Source organism: Streptomyces sp. NPDC029138, assembly GCF_055564375.1.
Genome location: NZ_JBVHWM010000080.1, coordinates 23,009 through 43,521, shown reverse-complemented (window position 1 = coordinate 43,521; position 20,513 = coordinate 23,009). Strand labels below are relative to the sequence as shown.

Here is a 20,513-nt window from a genome sequence, read left to right as displayed (position 1 = left end):
CGGCACAGTCGGCCCTGCCCTCCCCCAGGCCACGGCGCTGCTGCTCCTCCCCACTCGTGGGCCGTTTTCTCTGTTCGCCCCCCCCGCCCTCCCCCCCCCCCCCCCCCCCCGCCACTCTTCGGTATGGCGGCACAGGATCGCCTGAAGGTGCCGCAAACCGCCACCCCGGTCGCCGTCCGGCCGGCGTGAGCCCCACAGAACCCGATGCCCTGACACGACGGACCGCGTCGGGCTCACCGACGGTCAGGCCGCGAGAGAGGCCTCGATTGCCTGCGTGCCCTTCTCAAGGGCTTCCTCGAGCTGAGGAGAGGCCATGCCGTTGACCGAGATGATCTCCACGTCCGTGATGCCGACGAAGGCGAGCGCGCTGCGCAGGTAAGGAGCGTGGAAGTCCATAGCGGCGAGGGAAGGGTCGGTGAAGTCGCTGCCGGAGGCACGGATCACGACGGTCTTCTTGCCGGTCAGCAGACCTTCGGGGCCCTCGGAGCCGTAGGCGAAGGTGCGCCCCGCCATGAAGATCTGGTCGATCCAGGCCTTGAAGGCGGCCGTCGACCGGGCGCTCCGCCGCGGCAGCCGCTCAGTGATCAACCACTGCGCGAACCGGCCCCGGGGGCCAGACGGTCACCGTCGAAGAGGAGTTCCTTGAGCGCCCAGTCCAGTTCCTTGGGCGCCCAGGCGGATCATCCGCTCCTGGCGGCGCTGCTCGCGCCGTTCGCGGAGGGGTGCGAGGGGGTCTCTCACCACGGGGAAGGGAGCGCCGAGCAGCAGGAGGGGGGTGAGCAGCGCCGCCCCGGCCACCATCACGCACCACTGCCGGAGGGTGGGGGACTCCAACAGCCGGTCCACAGCCCGGTACCCGTCGCGCAGGGGCCCGAGCAGACGGGTCAGGGCGATCGATCATCCGGTGGCCGTACCCGGCTCACGCTCGCGCCGTCACCCGTCCGGCCGTCATGTCATTCTCCCTGGCCTGTGGGAGTGCGCACCGTCCATGGGCCGTGGACAACCGCCTGTCCGGCCGCCACGGCCCACCTACTGGAGGCGTCTACCCGCCTTGTTCGAATTGACGCCGGGCTGCGGCGGGCTCGTACTGAACACGACGGGCTCTTGGCAAAAGTTTCCCCGTCAACTTCCATCATCCGCAACTCTCCCCTCTCAGGAAGCCACCATGACGGTGCAGCAACAGACAGCGGCGATCCCGACGGTTCTGGTGTACGAGGACGACCCCGGATTTCCTCCCCGGGTCAACATGCCCGTACCGCATCCCGTTCCCCAGCTCGACACGCAGCCGTTCCCGACGGCCATCGCCGACCCCGCGCCGCAGCCGGACGGTGCCGGACCGGGCACCGAGGCGTTCCGCTACTGGGTGGCGGCCGATGCCCTCAGCAGGGCCGCCCAGACCTGGGGTCCGCTGGTTCCCACCGGAACCCAGTGGCGCCCCACGGTCGGCCGCGCCCTCACCGCGCACCTCAACGCGGGAGTCGACCTCAACGCCTTCTACGACCGCAAGGGCCTGTGGTTCTTCCGCAGCACGGTAGCAGGGGTCACCGTCGCCGCCTGCGAGAGTCCCGAGATCGTCGCGCACGAGATGGGGCACGGGGTCCTCGACGCCCTGCGCCCCCAGCTGTTCAACGCCGCGAGCGCGGAGACGGCCTCCCTGCACGAAGCCTTCGGCGACATCAGCGCACTGCTGGCCTCTCTCCGGCTGGAACCGCTGCGGATCGCGGTACTCGCCGAGACTCAGAGCGACCTTGAGCTGTCCTCGCGGGTGTCGAGGATGGCCGAGCAACTGGGCGCCGCGATCCGGCAGGGCCACCCGAACGCGGTCGATCCGGACTGCCTGCGCAACATGTCGAACAACTTCTTCTACCGCGACCCGGTCCATCTGCCGCCCAGCGGGCCCGCGAACACGCTGTCCAGCGAGCCGCACTCGTTCTCCCGAGTGTTCAGCGGCGCGTTCCTGAAGATCGTCGCCGGGGTCTTCCGCCAGCAGGACCTACAGGACCAGGCCGGCCTGGCCAGGGCGGCCGAGATCGCGGGCCAGCTGCTGGTGGACGCCGTCGTGGCCGCGCCCGTGGTGTCCGGGTACTACGCACAGGTCGCGGGTCACATGATCGCCGCGGACCAGCGCCGCAACGGCGGCACATACGGCCCGACCCTGCGCTCGGCGTTCATCCGCCACGGCATCCTCGCCCTGGAGGCCGCCACGGCCATCACCGAGCCGGAGGTGGCTCGCCGAGGCGCCGGCATGGCTGAGGCGACGCCGGGCGGCAGTGAGGAGGAGGGTCTGACGGCCGTCACCGTCCACGGGGCGATGTACGGCATCACCCAGCCCCTCACCCTGTCCGCCCCGGCGCAGGAACGACGCTTCGGCATCGCGAGCTCCGACCCCGCAGGCGGCTCGGTGCGGCCCGCCGACCCCGAGCAGGTCGCCACGTCGTACCTCGAGGACCTCTTCCGGCGGGGCCGCGTCCACGTGCCCGAGGAGCACCGGACCGCCGCGGCGATCGTCGACGACAGTCCCTCCCGGCTGAAGACCCACGAGATCGCCCAGAGCACGACCGGTGAGGGCCTCGCCCTGGTCCGGCGGTGCTTCGACTGAGTGATCGGCCGGGTCAACGAAAGCGCAGACGACGGGCGGTGAGCCGCCCGTCGTCCTCGCTCGTGACGATGTGCGTGGTACGCGGCGTCGGCTTCTCGCCCTCGTACACCGCCTCGCCCCGCGCCAGCAGATCACTGATGAATTTCTCGGACGCCCGGCGCTCGGCGTCGTCCATCGGTCCGCCGTCGACCAGTTCTTGCAGGTCCACCGGGAAACCGGCGCGTTCGAGTGCTTCGGTGCCCCGCGTGGTCACCATCGCGAGCACGAGCCGTTCGGAGACGCTCCGCACGACAACGGCCTCCGTGTCGTTCACCGCTGTGGTCAGCTCGGGCAGGCCCCGGCCGTCCGGCAGCTCGATCCACGCCCGGTGCACTGGACGGTTCTCCGTCGCGGCGCGCGCGAACACCGGGTCGGCCGCCGAGCGCATCCCCGCCTCGCGGGCGAACGCGCGCTCCCGGGCGTCATCGCCCACGAAGACACAGTCGCCGACCGTGGCCTCCCCCGCGCCGGCGACCGCCCGGTCGAAGATCCCGCGGCCGTCCTTCGCCCCCCAGTGCACCAGTGCCTCGTCCGTGAACCGGCCGGGGAACGCCTCACGCAGCGCGGCCGCGGCACGTGACGCGGCATCGGCGCCCGGCCCGGGGTCGGAAATGATGCCGGTGCGTACGTCGCGGAGGGCGTCGAGCACGGCCATGACGCGCGGTCGGGGGCGCAGTGTCAGAGAGCCGTCGGGTTCCACACGGGCGTCCGCCAGAGGCGCCCCGATGTCGAAGAAGATCACAGGCATGCGAAGTGCCTCCCCACGACGGCCGCTTCCGAGTCGGGCCCACCCGGGTGAGACGTCGTAGCGCGACTTCACCCGAACGGTGGTGTCGGTCTGCCCACGGGAGGCCTCCCCTGGAGCCGACGGCGAGATGCGCGGGGCGCAGCAGGAACGCGGGCAGGGTGTGGCGCAGCACGGCGGTGTGCAGGCTGAGCGGGAGGGTGGCGGTGTCCTCGTACTCGTGGCGCAGCCGATCGAGGGCGGCCTGGAGGCGGCGCGCCGGGCCGGGTCGGGGCGCGGCAGCGGCAGCGGCAGCGGCAGCGGCAGCGGCAGCGGCAGCGGCAGCGGCAGCGGCAGCGGCAGCGGCAGCGGCAGCGGCAGCGGCAGATCGTAGGGGTACAGGCCGGAGGCCTCGACGGTGGGCCGGGCAGGGTGACGTGTCCCGGGGCGCTCGGGGGCCGGGCCGGTGGGCTGGACGGCGGATGGCAGTCGCGGAACACCAGGGAGCGCCCATCAGCAGCAGACCCGGTCAGGTTTGCGCGGCCCGCCGGCCGCGTGGTCGACGAGACCGGTGACATTGCCGGTCCCGTCATGCCCGCCCGGCGTCGACAGTGGCACCGCCAGCCCAATGGCGGTGCCCTTCGGCGTCGGACGCATGTGCGTGCCTGCGAGGCCGAACGGGCAGCTCGCCGCGACAGAGAGGACGACTCGTCGTGCAGCACCCACACACCGGCACCACGTCACCGGCCCACCGTCCGCACCCGGCCCTTCCTGAACCGCGTACCAGCCGTCGTGGCCGTCGTACCGGACGGCTCGCGGCCCTCGCCGCCGCCGTCAGCGCCGTCTTCGGCCTGACCACACTCGGCGGGCCGGCGGCCCACGGTGCGGACAACCCCTTCGAGCGTGGTCCCGCGCCGACCGAATCGAGCATCGAGGCGCTCCGCGGACCGTACGCGGTGTCGGAGACGACCGTCTCCCGGCTCGCCGTCAGCGGATTCGGCGGGGGCACCATCTACTACCCGACCAGCACCGCCGACGGCACCTTCGGGGCCGTGGCCGTCTCGCCCGGCTACACCGGCACCCAGTCCTCCATCTCCTGGCTGGGCCCGCGTCTGGCGTCCCAGGGGTTCGTGGTCTTCACCATCGACACGCTCACCACGCTGGACCAGCCGGACTCCCGGGGGAACCAACTGCTCGCCGCGCTCGACTATCTGACGAAGAGCAGCTCGGTCCGCGGTCGTATCGACTCCACCCGTCTCGGCGTCATGGGTCACTCGATGGGCGGCGGCGGCAGTCTGGAGGCCGCGAAGTCGCGTCCCTCGTTGCAGGCGGCGATCCCGCTGACCCCGTGGAACCTCGACAAGACCTGGCCCGAGGTCAAGACACCCACTCTGATCTTCGGCGCCGACGGTGACACGATCGCTCCCGTCGCGACCCACGCCGAACCCTTCTACAACACGCTCCCCAGCTCCCTCGACCGCGCGTACCTGGAGCTGAACGGCGCCACCCACTTCACGCCCAACACCTCGAACACGACGATCGCGAAGTACAGCGTCTCGTGGCTGAAGCGGTTCATCGACAACGACACCCGATACGAGCAGTTCCTGTGTCCGCTGCCGCGGCCGAGCCTCACCATCGAGGAGTACCGGGGGAACTGCCCGCACACCAGCTGACCGCGTGTGCGTACCCATGGATTGATCGTCCGTCCGTGACCCGGCGGCGGTCGCCCGTGACGGCGGCCGCCGCCGGCGTTGTGCCGAAGCACCGTTCGGAGCCGCGCGCGGTGTGCCGCGGCACAAACCGCTCCCTGCCAACTCGCCGGGAACGCGCAGGTGACGGCCCTGAAGCCTGGGACGGGAGGCCCGGACGCACGGCTTCCACGCTTCCTTACGCGTCAGTAAGGTCGTGGGATGACCGGACAGACGCCCCTGGGACTCGCCTCACCGCGGTACCGGCCGGGTCCACAACGGCACGTGATGGCAGCGTTGTCGGACCGGCTGCGTGGCGGCGGTGCCTGTGTCGTGACCGGCGAGCCGGGGGGCGGTCGCTCGGCTTTCCTCGCCCACGCCGCCCGCGCCTTCACCGCCGGGCCCGTCGTGACCGTGCGCGCCAGGGCCGGGGAGTTCCGGGAGCCGCTGACCGGGATCCTCTCGTTGTGCAGCGCGGCGGGGGCACCCGTCGTCAGCGCCGCCGACCCGGTGCGGGAACTCGTCGGTGCGCTGGAGTCCACGGCCGCGCCCCGGACCGTTCTCCTGTGCGTCGACGACGCCCATCTGTGGGACGCCGCCTCCCGGTCCGCGCTCGGCCGACTCGCCGCTCACTTACCCGAAGGGGGCCGTGTCGCCCTCCTGTTCACCGTCGCCGGACACCGTCCCGTGGATCCCGAGTTCGCCGGCCTGCCGCTGCTGCGCCTGGCTCCCCTGTCCCCGCAGGACTCCGCCGCCCTGCTGGACGACATCGCACAGGACGGGCTCGACCCCGGGGTGCGCGACGAGATCTCAGCCGCGGCGGAGGGCAATCCCGCCCTCCTGCTGCGTGTGTTCCACCGCCTGACCCCGGCCCAGTTGCGCGGGCTCGCCCCCCTGCCGCGGCCCGTGGTCGATGCCGAGACGCTGACCGCGCTGGTCGGCGGCCACCTCACCGGGGCGCTTCCGGGACAACGCGACCTTCTGCTGGTGACCGCCGCTGCCTTACGGGTGTCGGGAGAGGCCACCGTCGACGCCGATCTCGCGCGGCGCGCAGCCGCGCGGCTTTCCGCGGGCGCGTCCCGCCTCGGGCCACCGCCGCGGCCACTGGCCGACAATAACCGTTCCGCGCCGGGCTCCGGCCCGCCGTCCTGGCGGTTCGACAGCTCCGAGGGACGGCGTGGTCCGCGACGCGTCGAGCTGTGTGGGCCGCATGCCGCCGACAGCGGTCGGCCGGTGTCGCACCTCGTCCCCGCCCCGTACGGCAGCGGTGAAAGCGGTGGCAGCCCGTTCTCACCGTACGTCGCCCCGCTGCCCGAGGTGCTCCATGCAATCGACGGTCGGATCGGTTTCCGCAGCACGTTGCTGTGCCACACGGTGTACGCCGACGCGTCGGCCGAGCGGCGCCGTGCCGCCCACGACGAGCTGGCGTGTGCGTTGCCCGACCGGCGCGGCCTCATGGCGATGCTGCACCACTCCTGGGCCATCGCGGCTCCGGCTCCGTCGCTCGCGGCCGACCTCGCCGCCGCCACGGCCCAGGCGGATCCGGCGGCGTCGCCCGTACTGCGCTGCACGGCCCTCACCCGCGCCGCCGACCTCACCGGGGACAGCACTCAGCAGGTCCGGTGGTACACGGCCGCCGCCGAACAGGCGCTGCTGGCCGGGCAGTCCGACCGGGCCCTGCGGCTGCTCCACACGGCCCGCGGTCGCCCGGCGCCCCCGACGGTACGCGCGCGTGCCGAGCTGCTGCGCGGAACGGTGCTGCGGTGGGACGGCCCCGTCGACGACGCCCGCGAGACCTTGCTGCTCGCCGCGGAGTTGTTCGCTCCGCACGACCCTGAGCGGTCCGCCGAGGCCGCCTTGGCCGCCGCGGACGCCGCCTGGTCGGCGGGCGACCTGGCTGCGTGCCTGCGCGCGCTGGCGGAGGAGGGCCCGGTCCGGGGCTGCTCGTGGTCCGGCGCTCACAGCGCGGGAGACGCGAGCGGCCCGGGTGGCGGGACGCAGTCACCTGGGGGCCTTCTCCCGTTCGCCGGTCCCCGCCTCGCCTCTGGGCCGGCCGACACCGTCGTACCGTCCGTGGCCCTGCGCGACCACCGGGCGGGCATGCGGGCCGTCCTGCAAGGCCGCTTCGACCTGGCCGCCGCGCCCCTGCGGCGGGTGGTGGACCGCGCGTGGACGGCGGCCGAACGTGAGCGGCTCGCGCACACGGCCGACGACCACGACCGGCTCCCGCACACGGCCGACGACCGCCATGACCAGCTCCCGCACACAACCGACGACTGCCACGAAGAGCCGCACACAGCCGGCGACAGCCCCGGGCAGGCGCACACCGCAGCCGGCGCCGAACAGCTTCCGCCCTCGACCGCCGACCACCCTCCACAAGCACACATCACACACGGCCCCGACCAGCTCCCCCACACGGCCGACGCCTCCCGGCAGCCCCCGCGCCCACCGAAGGCCCCCGACACGCTCCTGCGAGCGGCCGCCGCGGCCCTGCTGCTCGGCGACACCACCGCCGCCCGGCGGACCGCTGCGCGGGCGCTCGCGGTGGCTCGCGCGGACGGGTCCGCCGTGCACGAGGCGCGGGCTCTGGAGTTCCTGGCCTACGGCGAACTCCGGGCGGGACGGCATGCGTCGGCCCGGGCCCATGCCGAGGAAGGCCTCGGCAGCGCGTACCGCACCGGGCAGCGCAACACGGCCGCCCATCACCACGCCGTGCTGGCCCTGGCGGCGTCGATCGAGGGCGAGGCGCACACCGTCGCCGAGCATGTGACCGCCGCGCTGGCCACCGCCCGACGGCACGGGCTGGCGCAGGCCGCCGCGCTGGCCCAGTGGGCCGCCGCCCGCGCCGATCTGGGCCACGGCCGTCCGCGCGAGGCCGCCGAGCGACTGGGCCCCCTGGTCCGGCCCGGCTCGGGGCGCGGGCACTTCGCCGTCTGGATGCTCGCCGTGCCGTGCTACGTGGAGGCGTGCGCGCTGGCCGGGCAGCCGGACGAGGCCCGGGAGGCGGTCGAGGACTTCGCGCGCTGGGCGGCGTGTGGCGCCGACCGCCAGGCCCCGGCCCAGCTGTTGCGCTGTCGCGCCCTGCTGGCGCCGCCCGAGCCGGCCGACGCGCTGTACCGTGAGGCCCTGCGGCGGCACGGGGAGGCCGCCGGGGACTTCGAGCGGGCCCGCACCGAGTTGCTGTACGGCAAGTGGCTGCGCAGACGCCGCCGGCTGCGCGAGGCGCGCGGCCATCTGCGGGCCGCTCTGCTCGACTTCGAACGCTGCGGTGCTCGTCCGTGGGCACAGCAGGCGGCGGCCGAACTGCGGGCGAACGGGGTGGCCAGGACGGCGGGGATGATCCGGACGGCGGGGACGGCCGCAGCGGGCGCGGCGATGGGAGGGGCCGGCGCCTCGGCCTCGAGCGGGTTCCTGCCGGACGGGCTGGACCGGCTCACCCCGCAGCAGTTGCGCATCGCCCGCCGCGTCGCCCAGGGCCTCACCAACCGCGAGGTGGCCCTGAGCCTGTCGGTGAGCACCCGCACCATCGACTATCACCTGCGCAACGTCTTCGCCGCGCTCGGTGTCCGCTCCCGGGTGGAGCTGGCACGCCTGGTGGAGCAGGCGGAAAAGACCAGTGCACAACTCTAGGGACCGACCGGACGGTATGTCATTCTTCGGAGCACGACGCGTCAGCCGACCCTGGGGGAGACTTCCATGCGCCCTGCCGTACGGCCACGACCCGCGTTCCGCCCGGGACCCCAGCCGGCGCCCCGGCCGCGCGCACCGCATCCCCGGTCGCTGATCGACGCCGAGGCCCTGCGGGTGCTGCACCGCGCCGCCCGGGCGCTGCTGGACGACCTGCCCGGTCTCACCGACCGGCTGGTCTCCGCCCTGCGGGAGCGGGAACCGGCCTACCGGGCCGCGCTGGACGACGACCACCCGGGTGTCTGGCAGGAGGTGCACCGTTCGTTGCGGCACAGCGTCTCCTCGCTGATCGACCCGCGCGGTACCCGCGAGGCCGCACACCGCTGCTCCTGGCGTATCGGTGTCGGCCGTGCCGAACAGGGGTTGCCCCTGGACGCGCTGCTGCACGCCTTCCGGCTGGGCGGCTCGCTGGTGTGGCAGGAACTCGTCGACGTCACCTCCCGCACCGCTCCGGAGGACGTACGGCTGCTGGTGCATGTGGCCGGTGACGTCTGGGACTTCGTCGACGAACACTGCACGCTCGTCGCGGACGCCTACCGGCAGACCGAACGACGGCTCGCGTGGCGGCGCGAGAACCGGGTGCGGCTGCTCGCCGCCGCGCTGCTGGACGGTACCGGCCGCATCGCCGACCTGCCGGAGACCGCGCAGGCCCTCGGTCTGCCCGAGCAGGGGCGGTACGTCGTCGTCGCGGTCGCGGGTGTGCGGTCCGCCGATGCCGTACGGGCCCTGTTGCCCCCGAGTGTGCGGGTCCACTGGCACACCGGTCCCGAGACGGACCATGGCATCGTCCTGGCCGAAGACGGCGTCGTGCCGGCGCCGGACCAGCCGCCGCCCGGGCTGCGCGTCGGGATCGGCCTCCCCTTCGACGGACTGGCCGGCGTCGGCGAGGCGCGCCGGCTGGCGGACACCGCCCTGCGGCTGTGCGGCGACAGGGGCGGCACGGTGCGGCTCGACGACCATCTCCCCGAGGCACTCGTCGTGTCCTGCCCGGAACTCGCCGGCCTGCTCGTCGAGCGCGCGTTCGGCCCGCTCGCCCGGCTGGAACCGGCGGACGCGGACGTGCTGCTCGACACACTGGCCGTCTGGCTGGCCTGCGACGGCTCCGCCCAGCGGGCGAGCGGACGGCTGTACTGCCACCGCAACACCGTTCTGAACCGCCTGCGCCGCTACGAGCAGCTGACCGGCCGTTCCCTGTCCCGCCCCGCCGACCTGGTCGAGATCGCCCTGGCCCTGACCGCCCGCCGACTCGGCCCTCGGCGGCCAACCTCCTGACCACCCGGCGACTCCACCGTCAACAGCCAACCCCGGCTCGCGTGAAGCCCTGCCTGGACCGGCCCGCCCCCCTGCCCCGCTACTGCGCCCGGACCGGCCGCTCCCCTGCCCCGCGTACCGCGCTCGGGCCAGTCGCCTCCGACCGCTCGCCGGGCCCGTGCCGACCGGGTGCGGTCGTACCTGGTCCACCGCCCCCGCAGCGACTGGCACGCCGCCACCACCAACCCAGCGCTCCGCCGGCCCGCCCGGAGCGTCCGGAGCGCCGACCCCTGCCCCGCCCGCCGACTCCGCCCGGACGGGCCCCCAACCACCCGCCGGCTCCAGCACCACCCGCCGGCCCACACGCACGCCACCGCCCCAACCGCTGGGCACCCGCACAACTCCCCCGGGTGCGCACTGGGCCGCCGCACCGACCGCGCCCGCGTGCCTGTCCCCGCTTCGGCCACCCGTGGTCTCGTGAGCTTCCTCCCCAGCGCAAGGACCAAGCACCGAGAACCAAGGACCAAGCCCGGGCCGTGCGCCGGTCCGGCCCAGAGGAGCCGCGATGCCCGAAGCACCACCGGACGACCTGCCCGCCCTGCGCGTCGAGCATGTGGACGTGACGTACGGGCGTGCCGTCTCCGCTCTGCGTGACGTGTCCCTGACCGTGCCGCACGACAGTGTGGTCGCGTTGCTCGGCGCCAACGGCGCCGGGAAGACCACGCTGCTGCGCGCCCTGTCGGGCACGCTCCGCCTGCACCGGGGCACGATCAGCGCCGGCCGCGTCCGCTACGGCGGCACCGACCTCGACGGCCGCGACCCCGTCGCCGCCGTACGGGCCGGGGTGGTGCAGGTGCCTGAGGGGCGGCGGGTCTTCACCGGCCTCACCGTCGACGACAACCTGCGCAGCGGCGGCCTCGGTCTCAGCCGTCGCGGCTCCGCGCAGGTGGCCGAGGCCCGCGACCGCGTCTTCACGCTGTTCCCGCGGCTGGCCGAACGCCGCCGGCAGGCCGCGGGGCTGCTGTCCGGCGGTGAGCAGCAGATGCTGGCCATCGGCCGCGCCCTCATGGCCGCCCCGCGTCTGCTGCTGCTGGACGAGCCGTCGCTCGGCCTCGCCCCGCTCATGGTGGACCGGATCGCCGAGGTGGTCCGCGAGATCCACGCCCAGGGCACCGCCGTGCTGCTGGTGGAGCAGAACGCCGGGATGGCCCTGTCCCTCGCCGACCACGCCCATGTCCTGGAGACCGGGGAGGTACGGCTGTCCGGCCCCGCCGCCGCTCTCGCCGGCACGGACGCGGTACGCCGCCTCTACCTGGGCGAGGAGGGGGCCGCATGACCGTTCCCGTTCTGAGCGTGCGGGACGTCACGGTCCGGTTCACCGGTCTCACCGCCCTGGACGGCGTCTCCTTCACCGTCGCACCCCACACGGTGCACGCCCTCATCGGGCCCAACGGCGCCGGCAAGTCCACCTGTTTCAACGTGCTGTCCGGTCTCGCCCGCCCCGCGAGCGGCACGGTCCGGCTCGGCGGCACGGACCTGACCCGGCTCGCCCCGCACCGCATCGCCGCGCTCGGCGTGGCCCGCACGTTCCAGAACATCGTCACCACCGCGGGCACGGTCGCCGACAATCTGATGCTCGGCCGGCACCTCCACGCGCGGTCCGGTTTCCTGGCGAGCGCGCTGCGTCTGCCGTGGGCGGTGCGCGAAGAGCGCGACCACCTCTCCCACGCCCGGCGGATCGCCGAACTGACCGGCCTGGGGGCGCACTTCGACAGCCCGGTGGGCCTGCTGTCCTACGGCGACCGCAAACGGGTGGAGCTGGCCCGCGCGCTGTGCCTGGAGCCGCGCGTGCTGCTTCTGGACGAGCCGGTGGCCGGCATGAACGCCGCCGAACGCGTCCGCACCGCCGAGGTGATCGGGCGGATCCGCGCCGAACTCGACCTGTCCGTCCTGCTGGTGGAGCACGACATGGGCCTGGTGATGCGCCTCGCCGACGAGGTGACGGTCCTCGACTTCGGCCGTCGTATCGCCCACGGCACGCCGGACGAGGTCCGCCGCGATCCCGAGGTGCTGCGCGCCTACCTCGGCACGCCACAGGAGGGAGCCGCGTGACCGGTCTTCTCGACGACCTGCTCGGCGGGCTCGCCCTCGGCGCGGTCTACGCCCTGGTCGCACTCGGCTTCGTCGTCATCTTCAAGGCGTCGGGCGTCCTGAACTTCGCCCACGGTTCCCTGCTCCTGCTCGGCGGCTACCTCACCGCCGTCCTGCACGACGACCTCGGCTTCGCCGGGGCCCTCGCGGTGGGCGTCCTCGCCACCGCCGTCGTCGCCGGCGTCATCGACCGGCTGCTGCTGCGACGCGGAGATCCCGACCCGCACACCGCGCACGTCCAGACGATCGTCACGATCGGTGTCGACATCGTGCTGCTCACCGACCTGTCCCGGCGCATCGGGGGCGACCTGCTGTCGCTGGGCGATCCGTGGGGCGACGCGGTGACCAGGGTCGGGCCGGTGACGGTCGCCGACAGCAGGCTCGCCGCGATCGCGGTGTCCGCGGTGGCCATCGCGGTCGTCTTCGGCCTGTTCCGGTACACCCGCTGGGGGTTGTCCCTGCGGGCCGCCGGCGAGGACCTGGAGGCGGCCGCGCTCATGGGCGTACGCCTGTCCCGGGTGCGTACGCTCGCCTGGTGTCTGGCGGGTGCGCTGGCCGCGCTGGCGGCGGTGTTCCTCGCCGCGTTCCCCGCGCCGGGCCTGGAGCGGACCACCGGTCAGATCGCGCTGAAGGCGTTCCCGGCCGCCATCCTCGGCGGCATGGCCTCGCCGCCCGGCGCGCTCGCCGGCAGCCTGCTCATCGGGCTGACGGAGGCACTGGTCGCCGGCCATCAGTCGGAACTGCACGGGCTGGGCGAGGGGTTCGGCGATGTCGCCCCGTACGCCGTGATGATCCTGGTCCTGCTGGTCAGGCCCACCGGACTGTTCGGCACGAGGGGAGCGGCCCGTGTCTGACCGCCGTCTGCCGAAGCCCGTCCGGACGCTCCTGGTCGCCCTCGTCCTGTGCGTTCCTCCGTTCTACCTGGACGCCTTCTGGCTGCGCATCGGTCTGTTCTCGGTGGCCGCAGCCATCGGCGCCGTCGGGCTGTCGCTGCTCAGCGGCACGGCCGGCCAGCTCTCCCTCGGCCACGCCTTCTTCCTCGCGGTCGGCGCCTACGGCTACACCTGGCTGGCCGGCGAGCCGGGCCCGGGGTTGCCGACGGCCGTCGCCGCCGTCCTCGCCGTACTGCTGGCCGGCGCCGCGGGCGGTCTGTTCAGCCCCGTCGCGGGCCGGGTGCGCGGCATCTATCTGGGCGTCGCCACGCTCGCCCTGGTCTTCCTCGGTCACCATCTGCTGCTCACCGCGGACTCCGTCACCGGCGGCTTCAACGGCCGCTCCGTGCCGCCGCTCCGTCTCGGCGGTTTCGGCTTCACGGCGGACGAGCCCGAACTGACGGTGCTGGGAGTGCCGTTCGGTGCCGAGGAGCGCCTGTGGTTCCTGGCCGTGGCCCTGTTGGGGCTGACCTGGTTCACCGGCCGGGGCCTGGTGCGCTCCCGACCCGGCCGGGCCCTCGCGGCGCTGCGGGACAGCGAGATCGCGGCCTCCGTGATGGGCGTGGACGTGGCCCGCCACCGCGCGGCGGCCTTCGTGGTGTCGTCGATGTACGCGGGGACGGCCGGCGTCCTGCTGGCCCTGGCCTTCCGGCGGATCGTCCCCGACTACTTCTCCCTCGCCCTCTCGGTCGACTACCTCGCCATGATCGTGCTCGGCGGCCTGGGCTCGGTCGCCGGGGCCACGGCGGGCGCGGTCTTCGTCACCGCGCTGCCCCTGCTGCTGACCCGGTACGCCGACCAGTTGCCCCTGGTGGCCGTCCCGGGCTCCGCCGACGGCACGGTCGGCCCGACGGAAGCGGCCCGCTACCTCTACGGCGCCGCCATCGTCGTCGTCCTGCTCTACGCCCCCGACGGCCTGCACGGCCTCACCCGCCGCCTGCGCGCCCGCGTCCGGCCCGGCCGACGGCCCGGCCCGCATGCCCGCCCGTCCGCGCGTCCGTCCGGACATCCTTCCCCTCATCCGTCCACGCGTCCCTCCGGACGTCCGTCCCCTCATCCGTCCACGCGTGCCTCCGGGCATCCGCCCGCCCCTCCGTCCGCGCACCCCGTCGCACCTGTACGACCCGAGGAGCAGACCCCGTGAACACCCCGCACCCCAGACGCCGTGTCACCACGGCCGTCATAGCCGGAGCCCTGGCCCTGCTGGTCGCCGCCACCGGATGCAGCGCCAAGGCGGGCGGCAAGAGCGGCACCGAAGGCGCCGACGGCGTCCGCACCGGCCCCGGAGTCTCCGCCGAGACCATCCGGCTGGGCGCCCTCACCGACCTGACCGGCCCCTACGCGACCCTCGGCAAGAGCATCGTCCAGGCCCAGCAGATGTGGGCCGACGAGACCAACGCGGCCGGCGGCATCTGCGGCCGCAAGGTGGAGATCATCGTCAAGGACCACGGTTACGACGTCCAGAAGGCGGTCACCGCCTACGCCGACATCTCCCCCGACGTCGTCGCCCTGCCCCAGGTCATCGGCTCGCCCGTGGTCGCCGCCCTGCTCGACGACGTCCAGCGCGACCACCTGCTCACCTTTCCGCAGGCCTGGGCCGCCTCCCTGCTCGGAAAGGACTCCGTCCAGGTCCTCGGCACCACCTACGACCTCGACATGATCGCCGCCGTCGACTTCCTCACCCGCACGAAGAAACTGCGGAAGGGCGACACCATCGGCCACGTCTACTTCGAGGGCGACTACGGCGCCAACGCCCTGGAGGGATCCACCTGGGCGGCGAGGAAGGCGGGCGTGAAGGTCGTCGGACAGAAGATCAAGGCGACCGACACCGACCTGTCCGCCCAGGTTTCCGCGCTGCGCAAGGAGGGGGTGAAGGCGATCCTGGTCAGCGCCGGGCCCGCGCAGACCGCGTCCCTCGTCGGTGTCGCCGCCTCCCGGGGCCTGCGCGTCCCCGTCGTCAGCAGCGCGCCGGGCTTCGCCCCGCAGCTGATGAAGACCCCGGCCGCCCCGGCCCTGAAGGCGATGCTCCACGTGGTCAGCTCCGCCCCCGCGGTCAGCTCCGACCTCCCGGGCGTACGAAAGATGGTGACGGCCTATCAGGACAAGTATCCCGGCTCCCCCGTCGACTCGGGTGTGCTGTCCGGCTACAACGCCGCCAAGCTGCTCGGCGCCGACCTGAAGAAGGCCTGCGCCGCGGGAAGTCTCGCCCGCGAGGACGTCGTGAAGGCACACCGCTCGCAGCGTGACGCGGACACCGGTCTAGGCGTCCCGCAGGACTTCTCCGACGTGCACCGTCCCGCGAGCCTCTCCGCGTACACGCTCAAGCCGGACGCGGACGCGCCGGGCGGCCTGGTGGACGCGGAGGACACGCATCGGATACCGGGCGCGGAGGAGTACCTGGCCGATCACGGATCCGCGGCGCCGCAGGCAGGGTGATGCCGAACCCCGGGTGAACGAAGGCACTGTGGAGCACCCCTGGTGGCCGTCTTCGCCACCGGGCAGGTGCTCCACGGTTGTTCGAGGCCGCTTCCACCACCGGTGAGCGGCCTCGAACACCGGTCCCCCACCGAACGCGGCGCCCGCCTTCTGGCAGACCGGCCCACGCGGCAGAGGTCCCGGCAACCGTCAACCGCCGCAGGCGCAGGTCCGCTGTCGAGGGATCTGCCGACGCCGAGGACACTTACGGATGGCGCACCGTGTGCCAGGCTGCCGCTCGGGCGCATGCCCCCGCTTCTCCCGAGGCTCCGCCATCTTGGAGTGGCTTGCCAGGGGGATGGGGTGACCTCCTTTCGGGGTGCTCGCGCTGGTCGTGGCCGGCAGTCTGTGTCGTGGATCGTCGGGCGGAGTGGTTTGCCGATGAGTTCACCGTCCTCGAACGGTCTACCCAGCGACCCGACCGTTCTCGACAGGAGTGCCATGTCCACCATCCAGCCAGTGATCGTGACTGCCGACCAGAACGTTCTGCTCGGCTTCTATACGAAGTTGTTCGGCGCTGAGGAGATCTTCCGGGTACCGGCGGAAGGCCCGGCCTTCTACCTCGGCTTGCGCATCGGCGACACCGACCTCGGGTTGGTGGCCAAGGCGGACCCGGGGACTGGGGCGGCGTCGCGGATCCTGCTCAGCATCGGTGTCGACGACGTCGACGAGACGCTCGGCCGGGTGGAGGCGCTGGGCGGCTCGGTCCGCGGCGGCGCCAACGACATGCCGTGGGGACAGCGCGTCGCCCACATCCAGGACCCCGACGGCAACCCGGTGAACCTCACTCAGCCGATACCGGCCCGGTGACGCTGTTCCGGGGGCATGGGCTGATCACGGGCTACCTGCGGTAGACATCAATCGCCGGTAGTGGCCTCGATGTTCGTCAGAACGAGCAACGCGCGAAACAGGTGGGTGGCGCGGCGGGGTCAGTACGGAGCTTGGTGGGGATCCGCCAGTTCTTCATTCAGGTAGACAAAGCCGCGTGCGACGGGGACGCGTCCGGCGGCCAGGGCCCGGTCGGCCTCCTTCTCGGTGGTTGCGAGCCTGCGGGCGCGGGTGGCCTTGAAGCCGGTGACGACCACGGGATCGTCCCCGTCGCCGTCCAGGCCGACGAAGCCCGGGTGGTGCGGGGCGCCGAGGCCGGCAGCAGGCAGGTGGGCATGGATGCGGTCGCGGCGGGCGGCGATGACGTCGTGGGCGCGGCCGGGCCGAGCGGCCGAACACCTTTGGCCGGGGCGAGGGCAAGTACCGGATGGTGCCAGGCTGGCCGTACTCGATCGTGGCCGCGCTGGAGACAGCCCGCCTCCTGGTCGTGCTGGGCGCCGGATACGACGCACGCCGCATCGCCCACCTGCTCAACGACCTGCCCATCGAGATCCTCGGCCGGCTCCGCTCCGACCGTGTCAGCGACGGCCGACGCCGCCGTGGGTCTACCGGCGCCACCACAGACGACGTGGACCGCCGCTGGCAGTCCTTCCTCGCCGTTTCGACCTGGAGCACACGTTCCACCTGTTCCAGCAGACCCTTGGGTCTCGGGCGGCCACCCGGCTCGAAAAACCGCCGCCCGGCCGTCGCTCACCATGTGGGCTGGGTCCTACAGGTGAGACGTCGGCAGCGTTTCTCCTCGGCAGAATGAGCCACATGGCCGTAGACAAGGACGCAGCGTTCACACTGCCGCGAGGCGCCACGGGCTTCTTCCAGCCGAAGGACGGGCCGCTACCGGAAACCGACCAGCGGACGTTCCGGGCAGCGCTGTATGCAGCAGCCCGGGCGGCCAAAGGCCATGTGGGCGAGATAGAGGAACAGACGTACCCTCGTACGTTCCACACCGCGACGGTCATCGAGGGCACAGGCGAGTGCGTCATCCTGTGTCACGCCTACCACCCCTGGATCGCATTCGCTCAGGAACGCCGGGACTGGTACACCGAGGAGTTCCTCGCACCACCACCGTGGGCCCATACCTTTACGGAGCTGGGCTTTGTAGTGCTTGATCGCGCGCAGCTCACTCTGTCGCTCTCGGACATCGACACCTCGGTCCTAACGGAGGACGAGTGGCGGGAAGTTCGCCTCTACGGCATCACCACATTGGGCGGAGTGCTCTTCAACGCGTGGGACTGACGTCCAAGCGAGACTCCGTGCTCGACGCTGGACGTTCACGGGGCAGCGCACCGCGCCGGACGCGACCGAGTGGCTCGCCCTCCGGCTCCGGAACGGCCACCCGGCGCCGGCCACGCCTCGCGCCGGACCAAGACCACCGCGATCGACTCCTCGCGGCTGGCGTCCACGCCGCCAAGCCGACATCCAGCTACACAGTGCCGCGGACCGACGCGGCGGCCGCACTGCCGGTCGCCGCAGAGGACCGTACCGGCTACGACCGCGAGCCGTCGTTCGGAGACTGAGTCGACGCCGACCACGCCGTACAGCTCGCCGAGGCATGGGACTCCGGCGCCAAGTACTGGTCCCAGCAGGATCGCGTCGGGTACGCCAACTACCTGGGCGCTGATCCACTTCAAGCCTCTCGACCTGCCCGAGTGATGGCTACAGGCCGGCGATGTCGCCGGCCTGCCGTCCATGCGCGCGGCTGCTTTACGGGCGGATGCCGAAGGGGCCGAGGAGGCCGCCGTCGATCCTCTGGGATTCCAGCAGCGCATAGGCGTTGTCGACGGTGAAGACGTCGGCCGGGCGTCGGGTCCACCGTTGCCGAGGCATTGCGGACGGCTTCGTCGAGGTCGGCCATGTACTGCATCTGGAGCCGGCCGTCGGCCCGGACGCCGAGGCGCCCGAGGTGGCCGCCGACCAGCGTCTGCCAGGGGTAGTCCATCGCCACGTCGTGCGCCTTCACCCAGGCGGGGATGTCCTGGGAGACGGCCAGGTTCTTGAACGGCACCCAACCCGGGTAGAGCACGTCCACGACCATGAGCGTCTCGTGCGCTGGGGCATGGATGAAGATGTTGTCGGGCGAGTGGTTCGGGCCGTGGTAGGCGAGTTCGAGCCGTTCGCCGCCGACCCGGAGGACGTAGCGGTCGTCGAACGTCTCCGTCGGGACGGGCCGGTTGGGGTCGCGGTCCAGGCGGAGCAGACGACGGTTCTCGGTGTGCCCGATGCGCACCACGTCCTTGCCCAGCAGGACCGAGGCTCCGAGGTGGTCGGCGTGGGAGTGGGAGTAGATCAGGTGTGTCACCTTGCGCGGCATGCCGTTGGCCCTGGTGACCTGTTCGATGGCCCGCAGGAGGTTGTGTCCGATCGTGGGTGGCGCATCGACGAGCACGACGCCTTCCACGGTGGTGAGGAACATGGCCTGGTAGTAGGCGTCGGTCACCCAGTAGAGATTGCCCCGGATCCGGCCGACGTAGTAGCCGTCCGCGTTCAGGGCCGGACCGGCCGCGGCCGCGGGGACCGGCGCGAAGTCCGGTAGCGCGTCCGCCTCGCTCGCGTGAGCAGATCCCGCTGTGGCCGCGCCCAGCAGCCCCAGCGCCGCTGGGGTACCAGCCACAAGTGCCGCGCCCTTCAGCAGAGTTCGACGTCTGCTGGGCTCAGGGCCTTCAAAGCTGGTCGTCATGGCACTCCCTTTCGAAGCAGGAGGTACGGGTCCGCACCGCGGCGCACATGCCACGGTTCCTCCCGCAGATGCAGTAAGTTGAACAGTAAACTATCTCGGTCTCTGTGAGGAGTAGCTCGTGAAGTAGCGTCTGCTGGGCCGTACCGCGGTCTGGGTCTCTGAGGTCTCCCTGGGGGCGATGCCCTTCGGGGGCAAGGGGCAGCGGGTGTACGCCACTCGATGACGCGGTGCGGCAGGGAGCAGCAAGGCACTCGGCATCTCCGCGCTGCACACCCAGGCCAGGTTTGTCGCCCACCAGATCCACTACTCGCTCCTGTCGCGCGACGCCGAACGCGACTCGGCATCCCTGGCCGAGAACGCGGGAGTCAGTCTCACCGCACCGAACAGGACTCCCGACCGGTGCCGACGGGCTCATCCCGGCCGCTCTCCAGTCGTCGCTCCGGGAAGCCGGTGCACGATGGTCGGAGGCGGGGTGCCGGGGAGTGTCGTCGGCCCAGTCGAGGTGGGCCGATTCGCTGGGGCGGGTCGTAGAGCGAGTCGGCCCAGTCGAGGTGGGCCGATTCGCTGGGGCGGGTCGTAGAGCGCCCGACCGCCGCCGCGAACTGCCCCACCTCGGTACGGTGGACAACGCGACGCCGATGTCGACCGAGTAGTCGTCAAGACCTGTGGATCGTGATCGTGCGGTCAGCTGATGGCCAGCTGCCACCTGATCTCTCCGTCGTGCCAGTGGTCGGTGGGAGTGAGTCCGGCTGCGGTGGCGACGGCACTGGACGCCTCGTGATCGGGGTGGATGTGGGCGACGACCGTGTGCACCGGCTGCTGCCGGAGCCAGGTGACAAGGCCTTGGGCCGCCTCGGTGGCGATGCCGCGCCGCTGCCAGGGGATTCCCACCACCCAGGCGATCTCCGCGGCGGCTCCGCGGTCGTCGGTGGTGATCGTCGCCTGCATCGTGCCGGCCAGGCAGGCAGCGTCGCGGAGCTGGATCACCCAGTTGCACCAGGATTCGTCGGGCTCGGGCGACCGGCGGCCCAGCGTTCGTAGCGGGCGCGCAGAGCCTGGGCGGTGTCCGGAGTGCCGCCGATGAAGGTGTGCAGGCCGGGGTCGGACAACACGACGGCCATCTCGTCGGCGTGCTCGACCTGCACGGGCAGCAGGGTCAGCCGGTCGGTGTGGATCGTTTCGGGCTTGAAGGCGCTCACACTGCCTCCTGATGGGAGCGTTCGACGAGTATGCCGCGTGCGAAGCGGGCGCCGGCCTGGACCAGGGCGACCAGGTGGGGTACGTGCGAAGGCGTCGGTCCTGCGGTGGAGTGCCGGCGCGGAGCCGAGAGCCGGATACGCGGCCGGCACTGCATCCCGCCTGAAATCACTGTGCAGCCTCTCGACGAACACGGCCAGGATCAGAG

15 protein-coding genes and 3 pseudogenes are annotated in these 20,513 nt (G+C 72.5%); 12 read left to right on the top strand and 6 right to left on the bottom strand.

All coding sequences use genetic code 11. The annotated features are described in order from the left end of the window. Positions 1-243 precede the first annotated feature (243 nt). On the bottom strand, positions 244-588 hold the full coding sequence (locus ACZ4WH_RS38450) for an NAD(P)H-dependent oxidoreductase (RefSeq protein ID WP_468189743.1): 345 nt from the start codon (positions 586-588) through the stop codon (positions 244-246). A 577-nt stretch (positions 589-1,165) separates the two neighbouring features. On the opposite strand from ACZ4WH_RS38450, the gene ACZ4WH_RS38445 reads away from it, so the two are divergent. After that, positions 1,166-2,599, top strand: coding sequence for a gluzincin family metallopeptidase (locus ACZ4WH_RS38445; RefSeq protein ID WP_468189741.1), 1,434 nt, complete (start codon positions 1,166-1,168; stop codon positions 2,597-2,599). Positions 2,600-2,612: 13 nt separating this feature from the next. Here the strand turns inward: ACZ4WH_RS38445 and ACZ4WH_RS38440 are convergent, their stop codons facing one another. Both ACZ4WH_RS38440 and ACZ4WH_RS38435 read right to left on the bottom strand, forming a co-directional pair. Then, on the bottom strand, positions 2,613-3,386 hold the full coding sequence (locus ACZ4WH_RS38440) for an HAD family hydrolase (protein WP_468189739.1): 774 nt from the start codon (positions 3,384-3,386) through the stop codon (positions 2,613-2,615). Positions 3,387-3,464: 78 nt separating this feature from the next. Beyond that, positions 3,465-3,788, bottom strand: a pseudogene (locus ACZ4WH_RS38435) (hypothetical protein); the annotation flags it as partial. A gap of 287 nt (positions 3,789-4,075) precedes the next feature. Between ACZ4WH_RS38435 and bdeA the strand changes: the two are divergent. From bdeA to ACZ4WH_RS38390, 9 genes are all read left to right on the top strand, one after another. Continuing rightward, a complete protein-coding gene (gene bdeA / locus ACZ4WH_RS38430) occupies positions 4,076-5,035 on the top strand; it encodes a bis(hydroxyethyl) terephthalate hydrolase (protein WP_468189738.1) in 960 nt (319 codons plus the stop codon). Between the two features lie 300 nt (positions 5,036-5,335). Next, positions 5,336-8,680: a helix-turn-helix transcriptional regulator gene (locus ACZ4WH_RS38425; protein ID WP_468189745.1), complete on the top strand. Its 3,345-nt coding sequence runs from the start codon at positions 5,336-5,338 to the stop codon at positions 8,678-8,680. Between the two features lie 66 nt (positions 8,681-8,746). Then, a complete protein-coding gene (locus tag ACZ4WH_RS38420) occupies positions 8,747-10,009 on the top strand; it encodes a PucR family transcriptional regulator (RefSeq protein ID WP_468189736.1) in 1,263 nt (420 codons plus the stop codon). A gap of 544 nt (positions 10,010-10,553) precedes the next feature. Next, positions 10,554-11,324, top strand: a complete 771-nt coding sequence (locus ACZ4WH_RS38415; RefSeq protein WP_468189734.1) for an ABC transporter ATP-binding protein — start codon at positions 10,554-10,556, stop codon at positions 11,322-11,324. Further along, entirely contained in the window at positions 11,321-12,100 is a 780-nt protein-coding gene (locus ACZ4WH_RS38410; protein ID WP_468189732.1) for an ABC transporter ATP-binding protein, read from the top strand. Before ACZ4WH_RS38415 ends, ACZ4WH_RS38410 begins: the two co-directional genes overlap by 4 nt. Further along, complete coding sequence (locus ACZ4WH_RS38405; RefSeq protein ID WP_468189730.1) at positions 12,097-12,993, top strand: branched-chain amino acid ABC transporter permease; 897 nt, start codon at positions 12,097-12,099, stop codon at positions 12,991-12,993. The genes ACZ4WH_RS38410 and ACZ4WH_RS38405 overlap by 4 nt, the downstream gene beginning before the upstream one ends. Then, entirely contained in the window at positions 12,986-14,215 is a 1,230-nt protein-coding gene (locus ACZ4WH_RS38400; protein ID WP_468189729.1) for a branched-chain amino acid ABC transporter permease, read from the top strand. Before ACZ4WH_RS38405 ends, ACZ4WH_RS38400 begins: the two co-directional genes overlap by 8 nt. Further along, positions 14,212-15,507, top strand: a complete 1,296-nt coding sequence (locus ACZ4WH_RS38395) for an ABC transporter substrate-binding protein (RefSeq protein WP_468189727.1) — start codon at positions 14,212-14,214, stop codon at positions 15,505-15,507. Before ACZ4WH_RS38400 ends, ACZ4WH_RS38395 begins: the two co-directional genes overlap by 4 nt. 480 nt (positions 15,508-15,987) lie before the next feature. Continuing rightward, the gene (locus tag ACZ4WH_RS38390) at positions 15,988-16,356 is read left to right on the top strand and encodes a VOC family protein (protein ID WP_468189726.1); all 369 of its coding nucleotides are present in this window, start codon (positions 15,988-15,990) and stop codon (positions 16,354-16,356) included. A gap of 119 nt (positions 16,357-16,475) precedes the next feature. On the opposite strand, the gene ACZ4WH_RS38385 is transcribed toward ACZ4WH_RS38390, so the two are convergent. Then, the gene (locus tag ACZ4WH_RS38385; protein ID WP_468189724.1) at positions 16,476-16,631 is read right to left on the bottom strand and encodes a hypothetical protein; all 156 of its coding nucleotides are present in this window, start codon (positions 16,629-16,631) and stop codon (positions 16,476-16,478) included. Positions 16,632-16,768: 137 nt separating this feature from the next. Between ACZ4WH_RS38385 and ACZ4WH_RS38380 the strand changes: the two are divergent. Together ACZ4WH_RS38380 and ACZ4WH_RS38375 are read left to right on the top strand one after the other, a co-directional pair. Next, a pseudogene (locus ACZ4WH_RS38380) lies at positions 16,769-16,980 on the top strand (NF041680 family putative transposase); the annotation flags it as partial. Between the two features lie 210 nt (positions 16,981-17,190). After that, complete coding sequence (locus ACZ4WH_RS38375) at positions 17,191-17,667, top strand: hypothetical protein (RefSeq protein WP_468189722.1); 477 nt, start codon at positions 17,191-17,193, stop codon at positions 17,665-17,667. Positions 17,668-18,058: 391 nt separating this feature from the next. On the opposite strand, the gene ACZ4WH_RS38370 is transcribed toward ACZ4WH_RS38375, so the two are convergent. Together ACZ4WH_RS38370 and ACZ4WH_RS38365 are read right to left on the bottom strand one after the other, a co-directional pair. Next, on the bottom strand, positions 18,059-19,042 hold the full coding sequence (locus tag ACZ4WH_RS38370; protein ID WP_468189720.1) for an MBL fold metallo-hydrolase: 984 nt from the start codon (positions 19,040-19,042) through the stop codon (positions 18,059-18,061). Positions 19,043-19,792: 750 nt separating this feature from the next. Continuing rightward, positions 19,793-20,307, bottom strand: a pseudogene (locus ACZ4WH_RS38365) (GNAT family N-acetyltransferase). Positions 20,308-20,513 lie beyond the last annotated feature (206 nt).